We start from the raw sequence: 13,803 nt of genomic DNA on the forward strand, positions 1-13,803 counted from the left end.
TCCGCTCATACGAAATCCCACATCCGTTGTCCGTTGCCGCAGATCAGGCTGCTCTACCTCCTTGATCGAGTTGATCGAGCCATACGTAGGATTGGGTCGCCCAAGGGTGCTGGGTGTCGCTATCAGGCTGCTGCTGTTCATGGCCCTGGAGGCTTGCCCGCACGGCACCCCGCGACGTCCGCACTACCCGACATCCCGCCGAAGAGATCAGTACCCAACCCATCGGACAGGCCCTAGGGACGCAAGCCGCGCAGTACCAGGTCCAGTACGGCAGTGAAGGCCGCGTCGATTTCCGGGCTTGACCACTGGGGGGCGTAGGCCGGGTCGTGGAAGCGGTTTGTGGCATCGAAGACTGCGCGGGCGGTCAGCGCCAGGTCGGGGAGCGGTGACGTCAACTCGCCTCGCTGGACGCCCTCTTCGAGTATGACCTCAAGCTGGCCGACCAGCTCACCGATGTGCGTCTCGACGACGGAACTGCTCTCGCCGAGCAGCACCTCGTACGTCGCGAACAGCTCCGGATCGTCCCCCGCCTTGCGGCGCTTGGCCGCGAACAGCGCGGAGAACCAGTGGCGGAGACGGACGTCGGAGGGCACCGAGCGATCCTCGACGACCAGCGTCAACTCGCCCGTCGTACGGTCCAGCCACCGCTTCGTGACCGCCTCCCGCAGTTCCGCCTTCGTACGGAAGTGGCGGTACACCGTGCCATGGCTGACCCCCAGGGCGCGGGCCACGTCCACGACCGTGGCCTTTGCCGCGCCGTGGCGGCGCAGCATGTCCTCGGTCGCTTCGAGGATGCGCTCGGGGGTCAGGGTGCCGGTTGCCATGACATTGACCGTACCTGGGGTGGATCAGTGCTCGCTGTCGAGGTGTGCCATCTGGGCCTCCGGGTAACGCGCGCCGGATGCGGCTCCCGCGGGGACGGCCTGCTCGATCGCGGCGAGGTCGGCCGCGTCCAGCGTCACGTCGAGTGCGCCGAGCGCCTCGGTCAGGCGGTCGCGGCGGCGGGCGCCGACCAGCGGGACGATCGCCGCGTCATGCCGGGGGCCCTGGGCGAGCACCCAGGCGATGGCCGTCTGCGCGACGCTCACGCCCTTCTGCTCGGCGATCTTGCGCAGGGCGTCGACGAGGTCGAGGTTGCGGTCCAGGTTCTCGCCCTGGAAGCGGGGGCTCATGGCGCGGAAGTCGTTCGCGGCCAGCTGCCGGTCGCGGGTGAAGTGGCCGGAGATCAGGCCGCGGGAGAGGACTCCGTACGCCGTGATTCCGATGCCGAGCTCGCTTACCGTCGGCAGGATCTTGTCCTCGATGCCGCGTGAGATGAGCGAGTACTCGATCTGCAGGTCGGAAATGGGTGCCGTGGCCGCCGCGCGACGGATCGTGTCGGCGCCGACCTCCGAGAGCCCGATGTGGCGGACGTACCCCTTCTCTACGAGCTCGGCGATCGCGCCGATCGTCTCCTCGACCGGCACGTCGGGGTCGATGCGGGCGATGCGGTAGACGTCGATGTGGTCGACGCCGAGCCGCTGGAGGGAGTACGCGGCGAAGTTCTTGACGGAGGCGGGGCGTCCGTCGTAGCCGGACCAGCCGCCGTCCGGGTCGCGGACGGCGCCGAACTTGACGCTGGTGAGGGCCTGTTCGCGGTGCGCGGCGGGCGCGGTGCGCAGGGCTTCGCCGATCAGCATTTCGTTGTGACCCATGGCGTAGAAGTCGCCGGTGTCGATGAGGGTGACGCCCGCTTCGAGGGCGGCGTGGATGGTCGCGATGGACTCCGCGCGGTCGGCTTCGCCGTAGAGGGCGGACATGCCCATGGCGCCGAGGCCGATGGCGGAGGTGTGGGGGCCGGTGGTTCCGAGGGTGAGTGTGCGCATGCATTCACCATGCCATGACAGATGACAGATTTCAATATCTGTCATCTGTCATTCGTCATTTGTTGTCTGTCACTCGTTGTGTCGGCTGCGTGGCTCCCTCACGCGAACCGCGCCACAAACCGCCGCTGCCACGGCGTCTCCACCGCCCGCCGCGCATAGTGCTCCCGCACATACGCCACGGCCTCCCCGCCCGGCACCCCGTCCAGTACCGCCAGGCACGCCAGCGCCGTCCCCGTACGTCCCTGCCCACCGCCGCACGCGACCTCGACCCGTTCCTTCTCCGCCCGCTCCCACGCCTCGCGCAGGGCGGCCGCCGCCTCCGCGCGGTCGGCGGGCAACCGGAAGTCGGGCCAGCGCACCCAGCGGGCCTCCCAGGTGACGGTGGGCGGCTCCTTGCCCAGCAGGTAGAGCGCGAAGTCGGGGGTCGGTCCCTCGGGGAGCGGGTGTCTCAGGCCCCGGCCGCGGACGAGCCGGCCCGAGGGGAGTCGCAGTACGCCAGGCGCTGTGGGTTCCCAAGTCGCAGTCACGGCGCGAGCGTAGTGCGGGGCAGGCCCGCCGATCCCTCCGATCCCTCCGATCCCTCCGATCCCTCCGAGTCTTCCGACCCGGCGTCGAGCCGCTCCGCCGTCCGTCGCGCCGTCTCCCTCGCCCACCTGCCACTCGTCAGCGCGCCGAGGAGCAGCACCGCGAGGCCGCAGCCGGTGATGATCCACCAGGCGGGGCGGCTCGCCTCGGTGAAGACCGCCGCGTACGACGAACTCCCCACCCCCGATGCCAGGACCGCGCCGATCACCGCGACGCCCAGCGTCTGGCCGATCTGGCGGCTGGTGGAGGCGACGGCCGCGGCGACGCCAGCCTGGGCGCGTGGCATCCCGGAGACGGCGGTGTCGGTGATCGGCGCGTTCACGAAGCCGAAGCCCAGGCCGAAGAGGACGTATCCGAGGAAGAGCGTCGCGTTCGTCGTCTCCGCGTCGAAGGCTGCGAAGAGGACTCCGGACGCCGTCATCGCGACCCCCGCGATCAGCAGGGACAGGCGTGGGCCGCGGCTGCCCACCAGGCGGCCCGACAGCGGGGCGCAGATCAGCGTCATCGCCGCCATCGGCAGCATCCACACACCCGCGTCCAGGGCGTTCAGGCCGCGGACGTTCTGGAGGTAGAGCGTGGAGAGGAAGAGGAAGCCGCCGAGCGCCGCGAAGGCGGAGACCGCGATCACCGTCGCCCCGCTGAACGGCGCCGAGCGGAAGAAGCGCAGGTCGATGAGGGGGTCGGCGCGGCGGGGTTCGTAGGCGATCAGGCCGAGCAGGGCGAGCAGCGTGGCGCCCGCGAAGCCGATGATCAGCGGCGACGTCAGGCCCGCCGTCGGCGCCTCGATGATCGCGTACGTCAGGGCGCCGAGCAGGACGATCACCAGGAGCTGGCCCACGGGGTCCGCGCGGCGGGGCCTCGGGGCGCGGGACTCGGGGACGTACCGCATGGTCAGGAGCAGGGCCGCGAGGCCCACCGGCAGGTTGATCCAGAAGATCGAGCGCCAGCCGACGGAGTCGACGAGCACGCCGCCGACCAGCGGGCCCGCCGCCATGGAGATGCCGACCACGCCGCCCCAGACGCCGATGGCGCGGGCCCGCTCGCGGGGCTCCGTGAACGTGTTCGTGATGATCGACATCGCGACCGGGTTGAGCATGGAGCCGCCGACCGCCTGGATCATGCGGAACGCCACGAGGGATTCGAGGTTGGGGGCGAGCGAGCAGAGGACCGAGGCGATGGTGAAGATCACCAGGCCCGCATTGAAGATCCGGCGGCGCCCCACCCGGTCCGCCGTCGAGCCCGCCAGCATCAGCAGCGCGGCGAGGACCAGGGTGTACGCGTCGATCGTCCACTGCATGCCGGAGATGTCGGTGTCGAACTCCCGCGCCATGGAAGGCAGGGCCACGTTCAGGACGGTGTTGTCGAGACTGACGATCAGCAGGCTCATGCAGCAGATCGCGAGGACGAGCATGCGCCGGCGGTGCGTGAGCTCTTGCTGGGGCATGGGTTCGACGGTATCTCGGAGGCCCGTCCCCTCACCCCAGCCGCCGGGGCAGCCGCAAGCTCAGCAGGGCCAGGCCGATCAGCCCCGCCAGCTGAGCCGTGAGGACGATCGCGAACGCCTTCCGCATCCCGAGGTCCGGCACCAGGGCCAGGAAGAGAGAGCCGAGCGTCGCGACGCCGACAGCCAGGCAGGCCTGCTGCACCGTCGCCGCGAGCCCACTGCCCGCGCCCGCCCGAGCGGCAGGGACCGCGGCGAGCACGATGCGGTAGTACAGGGCGAGTTGGACGCCCTGGCCGAGGCCGCACAGGGCGAGGCCGGGAGCGAGGGCGAGCGGGCTCACTCCGGACCACGGCGTCGAAAGCACCGTCAGCGCGAGGACCACCAGGCCCGCACCGTGTACCAGCGCGCATGCCGTCATCGCGCGGCTGCCGAGCCGTGCCACGAGCCGTGGCGCCAGCATGGACGTCGCGAACTGCGTGACGCCCATCGGGACCAGCGTCAGACCGGCCTTCAGAGCGCTGTAGTGCAGACCCTGCTGCAGGGTCACCGCGGTCACGAACAGCCAGCCGCTGAAGCCGACGAAGATCGGCACACCCAGGACGAGCCCCTTGCGTACGCCGGGTTCGCGCAGCAGCGACGGGGGCAGCAGAGGGCTGCCGCCGGTGCGTTCGGCGCGCCGCTCCACGTACGCGAACGCGGCGGCCAGCAGGGGCGCCGCGGCGAGCAGTGCGACCGACCACAGGGGCCAGCCCGCGGCCCGCCCCTCGGACAGGGGAAGCAGCAGGGCGGTGAGTGAGGCACCGAACAGGACCGTGCCGCCGACGTCGCTGCGCCGTGGCTGCTCCGCGCGGCTGTCCGGCACGGCGCGCACCGCGCACACGAGGGCGGCCACCGCGACCGGCACGTTCACCAGGAAGGCCATGCGCCAGCCCGTGCCCGCCACGTCGGCGGCCACCAGGACCCCGCCGAGGACCTGCCCGAGCACCACGGCGAGCCCGCTCACCGAGCCGTACATCGCGACGGCCCTGGCCCGCCGCTCGCCCCGTGTCGTCGCGTGGATGGTGGCGAGGACCTGCGGCAGCATCAGCGCGGATGCCGCGCCCTGTGCGACGCGAGCCCCCACCAGCCACCACGCCCCGGGTGCGAGCCCGCAGGCCAGCGACGTCACGCCGAAGGCGGCCACACCCCACAGAAAGAGCCTCCTGCGCCCGTAGGCGTCACCGAGCCGCCCGCCGAGGACGAGCAGCACGGCGTACGCGACCGCGTAGCCGGCGACGACCATCTCCAAGGTGGCGGGGGACGCGTGCAGGTCGCGCTCGATGCTGGGCAGGGCGACGTTGACGATGAAGAAGTCGATGCTGGAGAGGGAGGCGCCGAGCAGGACTGTGATCAGGCCGAGGGGCGTGAGGGCGGTCGGCGCGGAGACGGATGTCCCGGCGGTGGGAGACGTACGGCCGTGGGTGTCATGGGGTGTGAGAGTCACGGGTACGACGATGATCCGGCCCCCAGAGGGGTACCAGAGTCTTCTTATCCTGGTACCAAACGCACCTGGAAGCAGGCTGCGGTATGGGGCAGCCTTGAATGGTGACCGTTACCGCAGCGCCGGACGCCACCGGCCACCACTCCGACCGCGCCCGTGCCCGCGCCCGCACCCTCGACCCCGTTCCCGATTCCGATTCCGGCGCCGCCATCCGTCGCCAGGAACTCGCGGCCTTCCTCCGCAGCCGCCGCGAGCGCGTCACACCCGAGCAGACGGGCCTGCCCCGCGGATCGCGCCGCCGCACGCCGGGGCTGCGCCGCGAGGAGGTCGCACAGCTCTCCTCGGTGGGCGTCACCTGGTACACGTGGCTGGAACAGGCGCGGCCCATCAGAGTGTCGGCGCAGGTCATCGACGCGATCGCCCGCGCGCTCCTGATGGACCCGAGCGAGCGCGCCCACCTCTTCGCGCTCGCGGGTGTCGTCGACCCCCGCCCCGAGGCGGAGTGCACCGCGCTCTCGGCGCCGGTCCGGCGGCTGATGCACCGCATCGCCCCCTACCCCGCCGTCGTGCAGAACGGCCGCTACGACGTCCTCGCCCACAACCGTTCCTGGACACACGTCTTCGGCGACTTCGACGCGATGGAGCCGCGGGACCGCAACTGCCTGTGGCTCCTTGCCACCAGCGAGAGCTGGCGCGAGACCTTCCTCGACCGGGAGGAGATGCTGCCCGACCTGACCGCCAAGTTCCGGGCGGCCATGGCCGAGCACGGCGCCGAGCCTGCCTGGAAGGAGCTGCGCGACCGGCTGCTCGCGGCATCCGCCGAGTTCCGCGAGCTGTGGGAGCGACACGAGGTGGCGACGATGTCCCCGCACGTCAAGCGCTACCAGCACCCTCAGGTCGGGCTGCTTCGCCTTGAGCACCGCATGCTGTGGATGGCCCCGCAGATGCAGGCGCACCGCCTGATCGCGTACGTGCCGGCCGACGACGAGACGGACGAGCGACTCGAGCGGCTCGCGGAGCTGTCCGCGGAGCTGTCCGGGGAGTGAGGGCAGGCGGTGCGTGAGGTGAGGGACAATGGATGCTTGCCCCCCCGCCCCGTCGTCCGTATGTCCCGGAGAGATCCCCGATGTCCCAGCCGCCGCAGCCGCTGTCGATTGGCCCGCACACCGTGCGGCCGCCCGTCGTGCTCGCCCCCATGGCGGGCATCACGAACGCGCCGTTCCGGACGCTGTGCAGGGAGTTCTCCGGCGGCAAGGGTCTCTTCGTCAGCGAGATGATCACGACGCGGGCGCTGGTCGAGCGCAACGAGAAGACCATGCAGCTGATCCACTTCGATGAGACCGAGAAGCCGCGGTCCATCCAGCTGTACGGCGTGGACCCGGCGACCGTCGGCAAGGCCGTCCGCATGATCGCGGAGGAGGACCTGGCCGACCACATCGACCTGAACTTCGGCTGCCCCGTCCCCAAGGTCACCCGCAAGGGCGGCGGCTCCGCGCTGCCGTACAAGCGGCCCCTGCTGCGGGCGATCCTGAAGGAAGCGGTCAGCGGCGCGGGTGACATCCCCGTCACCATGAAGATGCGCAAGGGCATCAACGACGAGCACATCACGTTCCTCGACGCCGGCCGCATCGCCGTCGAGGAGGGCGTCACCGCCATCGCGCTGCACGGCCGCACCGCCGCACAGCACTACGGCGGCACGGCCGACTGGGACGCCATCGCCCGCCTCAAGGAGCACGTCCCCGAGATCCCGGTGCTCGGCAACGGCGACATCTGGTCCGCCGCCGACGCGGTGCGGATGATGAAGGAGACCGGCTGCGACGGAGTCGTGGTGGGGCGTGGCTGCCTCGGCCGCCCCTGGCTCTTCGGCGACCTCGTCGCCGCCTTCGAGGGGACGGGCGCGCCCAAGGCCCCGGACCTGCGCGAGGTCTCGAAGGTCATGCTGCGGCACGCGACCCTCCTCGGCGAGTGGATCGGCGACGAGGCGCGCGGCGTCATCGACTTCCGCAAGCACGTGGCCTGGTACCTGAAGGGCTTCGCGGTCGGCTCGGAGATGCGCAAGCGGCTCGCGATCACCTCGTCCCTCGCCGAACTGGAGGACGGGCTCGGCGAGTTGGACCTGGACCAGCCGTGGCCGGTCGGCGCCGACGGGCCGCGCGGCCGCACGTCGGGCAACAACCGCGTCGTCCTGCCGGACGGCTGGCTGAAGGACCCTTACGACTGCGCGGGCATCAGCGAGGAAGCAGAGCTGGACACCTCCGGCGGCTGATACGCGCCCGTAAGGGGCGCGGGGCTGTGACATTTGCGGCTCCGCCGCGTGGGCGCGACCAGCCACATCCGACCCGCGGAGAATCAAGCACCTACACGAGCGTCACCGTCACAGGCAGCTCCTTGATCCCGTTCACGAAATTGGACCGGACGCGGCGAACCTCCCCGGTCAAGCGGATGTCCGCCAACCTCGGCAGCAGCTCCTCGAACATCACCCGCATCTCCAGGCGCGCAAGGGAGTTGCCCAGGCAGAAGTGCGGGCTGCCCTTGCCGAAGGTGACGTGGTCGATGTTCTGCCGCGTCACGTCGAAGCGGTAGGGATCAGGGAAGACATCCGCGTCCCGGTTTCCCGAGGCGAACCACAGCACGACCTTGTCGCCCTCCCGGATCAGTTTGCCGCCCAGCTCGACGTCACGGGTGGCCGTGCGCCGGAAGTGGTAGACGGGCGAGGCCCAGCGCAGGCACTCCTCGACGCCGCCCGGGATGAGGGAGGGGTCGGCGGTGAGCTTGGCGCGCTCGTCCGGGTGGTCGATCAGCGCGAGCATGGAGTGCGAAATGGCGTGCCTGGTCGTCTCGTTGCCGGCGACGACGAGCAGCAGGAAGTAGTTGTCGAAGTCGGTGGCGGAGAGCGGGACGCCGTCCTTGGGCGAGTTGTTGACCAGCGTGCTCACCAGGTCCGTCCCGTCGCCGCCGCGCCGCTTGGCCGCCAACTTCCTTCCGTACGCGAAGACTTCGAGCGCGGCGGGGGAGCGGAACGGCAGATTGCGGTAGCGCTCGCTCTCCGCGCTCTCCAGGAGTACGTCGGCGTAGTCCGGGTCGGTGTTGCCGATGATGCGGTTGCCCCAGTCGATGAGCTGCTGCGTGTCCTCTTCGGGGACGTCGAGCATCCGCGCGAGGACGTTGATCGGGAAGTCGGCGGAGACCTCCTTGACGAAGTCGAAGGTGCCCTTGGGCAGCGCGGCGTCCAGGGTGCGGGCGGTCAGGCCGCGCAGGAACGTCTCGTACGTCGCGACCGCGCGCGCGGTGAACTGCTTCTGCAGGATCAGCCGCAGCGCGCGGTGGCGCAGGCCGTCGGTCTCCAGGAGGGAGCGGCGAAGGGCGATGAAGTCCTCGTCGACCTCTTCGAGGTTGGTGAACCGCTCGGAGGTGAAGGTCTCCGGGTCGCGGTCGACGCGCACAATGTCCGCGTGTCGAGTGACCGCCCAGAAGCCGGAGTTGGGCGCGGGCTCGGGCTGCCAGTGGACGGGGTCCTCGCGGCGCAGCACGTCGAACATCCGCCAGGGCAGGGTGGCGTCGGTGAAGCGGTCGTTGTCGGCGAGGTCGACGTCGGAGAGGGCTAGGGGCGCGGCGGCGCTCGTGACCGTACTCATGGGACGTACTCCTACTGGGGGCAGGGGAGGCGGGTGCGGCCGGATTCATCGGATGCGGAAATTCGGACTCAGATGAGAAAGGCGTACTCCGTGAACTCCCAGTCGGTGATGTGCTGTTGGAAGCGTTCGATCTCGTTGCGCTTGTACGTGAGGAAGGCGCCGGTGAAGCCGTCGCCGAGCAGTCCGGTGAGCGCCTCGTCGGCCTCCAGGGCGTCGAGGGCCGCGCCGAGCGTGCCGGGGAGGCGGGGCGCGGAGTCCTCCTGGTAGCCGTAGCCCTCCAGCGGTGCGGGCGGCTCCGGCTTGTCGCGGATGCCGAGGAGGAGGGCCGCCACGGCGCCCGCGATGCCGAGGTAGGGATTGGCGGACGCGTCGCCAAGTCGCAGCTCCAGCCTTGTCCCTGACCCTCTCTCAGGCGGTATCCGGAGCATCGCGCTGCGGTTGTCGAGGCCCCAGTCGATCAGCCAGGGGGCGAGGGTGTCGGGTCCGAAGCGTTTGTACGAGTTGATGGTGGGGTTGAGCAGGGCGCTGAGGGCGGGTGCGTGCGCCAGGAGTCCGGCGATGGCGTGCCGGGCGGTCGCGGAGAGCCCGTCGGGGGCGCCGGCGTCCTCGAAGACATTGCGTCCCGCGGCGTCGGCCAGCGAGATGTGCAGATGGAAGCCGGAGCCGCCGAGTGCGTTGAACGGCTTGGCCATGAAGGTCGCGAGGCGCCCCTCGCGGCGGGCCGTCTCCTTGACGGCGGCCTTGAAGCGGAAGGCGCGGTCGGCGGCGTCCAGGGCCTCGGAGTGGTCCAGGTTGATCTCGAACTGCCCGCCGTCGAATTCGTGGTTGCCCGCGATCGCGCCGATGCCGAGCTCGGCCAACTGCCGCAGGGTGCGCAGCAGATGGCCGTCCGGGTCGCCGCGCCGTCCCGCGCTGTATACGTTCCCGGTGGCGCCGCCGTACGCCGACCAGCCGGCGGCCGTGGTGGGGTCGGCGTCGCACAGGAAGTACTCCAGCTCGGGGCCGACCACGGGGGTGAGCGGGCCCGCGGGGTGCTCGGCGGCGCGGTCGAGCACCCGCCGCAGCAGGGCGCGCGGCGACTCGGGGGCGGGCTCGCCGGTGGCCGGGTCGTAGCTGTCGCCGAGGCACCAGGCGACGCCGGGCTCCCAGGGGAGCGCCTGCAGGGTGTCCAGATCGGGCCGTACGGAGACGTCGGGGAGCCCCGCGTCGAGGCCGCCCGTGACGGGGACGACGTCGCCGCGCGGGGTGGTGTGGTAGACGGCGCGGCAGAAGGAGAGGCCGTGGCCGCAGGCGCCGGGCAGCTGGCTCACGAGGATGTCGCGGCCCCGGTCCGCGCCGATGAGGTCGGGGTAGATGACGCGGACGATGTCGGTGCCCTGGGCGCGGAGCGCGTCGACCGTTTCGGCGACTCGGGGGTTCCCGGCGGCTTGGTTGCGGGGTGTTGCGGTTGCTTCACTCACCCGTGGTCCAGCCTTTCGCGAGGCTGTCGTTTGAGACCAAACGATAGGAGTCGGTGGGGTTCGGGGCAAGGGGGTGGCGGGGAATTGTGCCCCCGGGGCGGGAAGGGGCTGCAGGGGTGGCCGCTCGTGACAGAGAGGGCGGGAAGGCATATCGTACGGGCCCGAATAACTGCACTCCCGGATGCCCAAGGAGCCCTCCCATGGCCGGAGTTCAAGGATTCTTCCCGCCCCGGACCGCGACGGGGCGTTCCGCCCTCATCCCCGCGCCGCCCTGGCGCTACTCGGGCGACCTCCTCACCGTCGAGTACCGGACCGACCCGGCCAGGGTTCGTGAACTCCTCCCGGACATGCTGGAGTTGGCGCCCGATGACCCCGGTGCCGTCGCGCTCATCTGGGCCGACTGGCAGTCCTGCGGGGACACCGGGGCGGAGCTGCTCGACCCGGTCCGCGCCCAGTACAAGGAGTGCTTCGCCGTCGTGCGCTGCGGCTATCGCGGACGTACGTACTCGCGCTGCGTCTTCATCTGGGTCGACAAGGACTTCGCCGTCGCCAGGGGGATCCACCAGGGGTATCCGAAGAAGCTCGGGTCCATCCATATGACCCGGCCGCACCCCTACGGACCCGCCCCCCGCATCGCGGCGGGCGCCGCCTTCGGGGCCACGCTCGCCGCCGCCGACCGGCGCGTCGCCCAGGCCGTGGTGACCCTGCGCGAACCCTCGGAGGCGAACGGCTTCGTCAACGCCCACCCCATGGCCCACCACCGCCAACTCCCCGCCATCGACGGCAAAGGGCTCGCACTGGATGAACTCGTCGCCTCCGGTGCGGCGTCCTTCGAGGGCGGCCAGGCGTGGGTCGGTGACGCCGAGCTCGATCTCTTCGACGCGCCGACGGAGGAGCTGTCCGCCCTCGCCGTCGAGGAGCCGATCGGGGCGTACTACCGGCAGGTGGGGGTGGTCTGGAACGGCGGGACGCTGCTGGAGCGGGCCTTGTAGGGCTACTCCCCGGCAGGACCCGCAGCCGCCCCGATTCCCTCGTACGTCCGTCGGCGGAACGTCCGCAGATACAGGCCCCATGCGATCCCCGCCGCGGCCGCGACGAGGATCAGGCACGGCAGGATCCACCGCAGCGGGTTTCCGGACGAAACCCCCAGCTGCACGCTGAAGTTGGTCAGCGCGAGCCAGAAGACGACGGCGAGCGCGACGCCCGACAGGACCGGCGCGATCAGCCGGTGCCACAGCGGCTCGCTCAGCTCGCGGCGGCGGGCGAAGTAGCCGACCACCGCGGCCGACGTGGCGAGCAGCAGCAGGATCACGCCCAGCGCGCCGAGGTTCGTCAGCCATGTGAAGACATCCGCCACCGGGTCGCGCCCCGCCAGGGCGAACACGGCGATCACGACGACCGTGAGCGCCGTCTGCAGCAGCGAGCCCCGGTGCGGCGAACCGTGCCGCCGGTGCAGCGCGCCGAGCCCGCGCGGCAGCACGCCCTCCCGGCCGAGCGAACGGACGTACCGGGCAACGGCGTTGTGGAAGGAGAGCAGCGCGGCGAGCAGGCTGGTGATGAGGAAGAGCTGCGCGAAGTCGGAGAAGGCGGTGCCCAGGCCGTCGCTCCGGTCGGAGAGGAAGAACAGCATCTCCGGGCCCTGTTCGGCCGCGACCTTCGTGGCCTGCCCGGTGCCGGCGCCGCTGATCATCGCCCACGCCGTGACCGCGTAGAAGACACCGATGAGGCCGACCGCGATGTACGTCGCGCGTGCCACCGTCCGGCGCGGATCGCGGCACTCCTCGCTGTAGAGCGCGGCCGATTCGAAGCCCATGTACGCGGCGAACACGCAGCACAGCGCCACCCCGAGCGAGCCGTCCGTGGCGGCGCCCCAGGAGAGGGGCGTGGTCGAGATGCCCTCGGGGGCGTCGGCGAACTGCCCGATGTCGAAGACGAGCACGGTGCCGAACTCGAGCACGAGCAGCACGGCGAGCACCTTCACGCCCAGGTCCACCCGCCGGTACCCGAGCGCCCCGACGACCGCCGTGCAGACGAACACCAGCACCCACCAGGGGATGTCCGCGCCGGTCTTGGACTCGATGAACTGCGCGGTCGTCGCGCCGAAGAGGCCCGCGATGCCGATCTGCATGGCGTTGTACGCGAGCAGCGCGACGAAGGCCGCGGTGCGGCCGAGCCCCTGCGCGGTGTACGCGTAGAACGCGCCGGCGCCGGTGATGTGCCTGCTCATCGCCGCGTATCCGGCGCTGAAGAGGGCGAGGACGACGCCGATGAGGAGATAGAGCAGGGGTATGCCGAGGATTCCGGTGACCCCGAGGGACTGGGGTATCCCGCCCGCGGCCACCGTGAGGGGGGCCGACGCGGCGACGACGAAGAAGACGATGCCCGTCACGCCGATGCGTCGGCGGGGTGCGGCCGGTGAGGAGAGGAGCGGCGCGGGGGACGGCGCGCCATGCTGATCGACGGTCATGCCGGGACTCCGGGGAGGGGAGGGCGTTTCCACCGGAAACGCGTTATCGTTTGAGCCCGTACGAGATTCGAGTGGCGCTGATGGTACGGACGCGTATGCGCTCCGGCAAGGTCTTGGGAGACTGGCCCCGTCGGCCGGAACCACACGAACGACGGCCGGGCACACGAGAACGAGGGGACACGCACGTGACGGGCTACCGCTCCATCCGCGAGACCGAGAAGGCGGTCCGGGCCAAGCTCGGCGGCACGCCCGTCAAGTACGAGCAGATGGCCGCCGTCTCGAACATCTACCGCGCCGCGGCGGCCGTGCGCCAGCACTTCGAGAACTCGGTGCTGCGGGGCGCCGAGCTGACGTGGACGTCGTTCGTGGTGCTGTATGTGGTCTGGATCTGGGGGGAGATGGAGACCCGGCACGTCGCGGAGGAGGCCGGGATCTCCAAGGGGACGTTGACCGGGGTCGCTCGGACGCTGGCCGGGCGGGGGCTGTTGGAGCGGCGGGGACATCCGGACGACGGCCGGCTCGCGCTGCTGCGGCTCACGGTGGAGGGGGAGCGGCTGATGGAGGAGGTGTTCCCCGCCTTCAACGGGGAGGAGGCCTTCGTCACCGAGGGGCTGACGGACGCGGAGTGCCGGACGCTGGCGGATCTCCTCCGGAAGATCGTGGTGCGGACGGAGGAGAAGGGCGAGGAGCGGCGGATCGAACTCCTCGACGGGGCCGAGCCGGTGCCGCGCAGGAGCGGGCGGCGGGCGAAGGCGTGACCTCTGGCCGGGGGGTGCCGGGCAGGGGCGGGCGGCGGGCGAAGGTGCGCCGGGGGTGCCGGGCACGAGGCCCGGCGGGCGGCGGGCGAAGGCGGGCCCCCGGCCCGGG

The 13,803-nt window shown here is 71.1% G+C and carries 12 protein-coding genes; 4 read left to right on the plus strand and 8 right to left on the minus strand.

Features of this window, described 5'->3' with window-relative positions; all coding sequences use genetic code 11:
* Positions 1 to 233 precede the first annotated feature (233 nt).
* From AB0G47_RS00225 to AB0G47_RS00245, 5 genes are all read right to left on the minus strand, one after another.
* Positions 234 to 824: a TetR family transcriptional regulator gene (locus AB0G47_RS00225; RefSeq protein ID WP_360762245.1), complete on the minus strand. Its 591-nt coding sequence runs from the start codon at positions 822 to 824 to the stop codon at positions 234 to 236.
* A gap of 24 nt (positions 825 to 848) precedes the next feature.
* Positions 849 to 1,865, minus strand: a complete 1,017-nt coding sequence (locus AB0G47_RS00230; protein WP_360762248.1) for an aldo/keto reductase — start codon at positions 1,863 to 1,865, stop codon at positions 849 to 851.
* Between the two features lie 98 nt (positions 1,866 to 1,963).
* Positions 1,964 to 2,392, minus strand: coding sequence for a protein-tyrosine phosphatase family protein (locus AB0G47_RS00235; RefSeq protein ID WP_360762250.1), 429 nt, complete (start codon positions 2,390 to 2,392; stop codon positions 1,964 to 1,966).
* Positions 2,389 to 3,894 (minus strand): MFS transporter, encoded by a 1,506-nt coding sequence (locus AB0G47_RS00240; protein WP_360762253.1) that lies wholly within the window; start codon positions 3,892 to 3,894, stop codon positions 2,389 to 2,391. Before AB0G47_RS00240 ends, AB0G47_RS00235 begins: the two co-directional genes overlap by 4 nt.
* A gap of 31 nt (positions 3,895 to 3,925) precedes the next feature.
* Positions 3,926 to 5,377, minus strand: a complete 1,452-nt coding sequence (locus AB0G47_RS00245; protein ID WP_360762256.1) for an MFS transporter — start codon at positions 5,375 to 5,377, stop codon at positions 3,926 to 3,928.
* 206 nt (positions 5,378 to 5,583) lie between these two features.
* On the opposite strand from AB0G47_RS00245, the gene AB0G47_RS00250 reads away from it, so the two are divergent.
* Positions 5,584 to 6,420: a helix-turn-helix transcriptional regulator gene (locus tag AB0G47_RS00250; protein WP_360763869.1), complete on the plus strand. Its 837-nt coding sequence runs from the start codon at positions 5,584 to 5,586 to the stop codon at positions 6,418 to 6,420.
* A gap of 80 nt (positions 6,421 to 6,500) precedes the next feature.
* On the plus strand, positions 6,501 to 7,640 hold the full coding sequence (dusB, locus tag AB0G47_RS00255) for a tRNA dihydrouridine synthase DusB (RefSeq protein ID WP_360762258.1): 1,140 nt from the start codon (positions 6,501 to 6,503) through the stop codon (positions 7,638 to 7,640).
* Between the two features lie 91 nt (positions 7,641 to 7,731).
* Here the strand turns inward: dusB and AB0G47_RS00260 are convergent, their stop codons facing one another.
* Together AB0G47_RS00260 and AB0G47_RS00265 are read right to left on the minus strand one after the other, a co-directional pair.
* On the minus strand, positions 7,732 to 9,009 hold the full coding sequence (locus tag AB0G47_RS00260) for a cytochrome P450 (protein WP_360762261.1): 1,278 nt from the start codon (positions 9,007 to 9,009) through the stop codon (positions 7,732 to 7,734).
* Between the two features lie 68 nt (positions 9,010 to 9,077).
* On the minus strand, positions 9,078 to 10,376 hold the full coding sequence (locus tag AB0G47_RS00265) for a glutamine synthetase family protein (protein ID WP_360763871.1): 1,299 nt from the start codon (positions 10,374 to 10,376) through the stop codon (positions 9,078 to 9,080).
* Between the two features lie 293 nt (positions 10,377 to 10,669).
* Here AB0G47_RS00265 and AB0G47_RS00270 point away from each other — a divergent pair, with 293 nt between their 5' ends.
* Positions 10,670 to 11,461: an acetoacetate decarboxylase family protein gene (locus AB0G47_RS00270; RefSeq protein WP_360762264.1), complete on the plus strand. Its 792-nt coding sequence runs from the start codon at positions 10,670 to 10,672 to the stop codon at positions 11,459 to 11,461.
* A 2-nt stretch (positions 11,462 to 11,463) separates the two neighbouring features.
* Here the strand turns inward: AB0G47_RS00270 and AB0G47_RS00275 are convergent, their stop codons facing one another.
* The gene (locus tag AB0G47_RS00275; protein WP_360762267.1) at positions 11,464 to 12,936 is read right to left on the minus strand and encodes an APC family permease; all 1,473 of its coding nucleotides are present in this window, start codon (positions 12,934 to 12,936) and stop codon (positions 11,464 to 11,466) included.
* 185 nt (positions 12,937 to 13,121) lie between these two features.
* On the opposite strand from AB0G47_RS00275, the gene AB0G47_RS00280 reads away from it, so the two are divergent.
* Positions 13,122 to 13,694, plus strand: a complete 573-nt coding sequence (locus AB0G47_RS00280; protein ID WP_360762270.1) for a MarR family winged helix-turn-helix transcriptional regulator — start codon at positions 13,122 to 13,124, stop codon at positions 13,692 to 13,694.
* Positions 13,695 to 13,803: the final 109 nt, after the last annotated feature.

This window comes from Streptomyces sp. NPDC021622 (assembly GCF_040640795.1).
Lineage (GTDB): Bacteria > Actinomycetota > Actinomycetes > Streptomycetales > Streptomycetaceae > Streptomyces.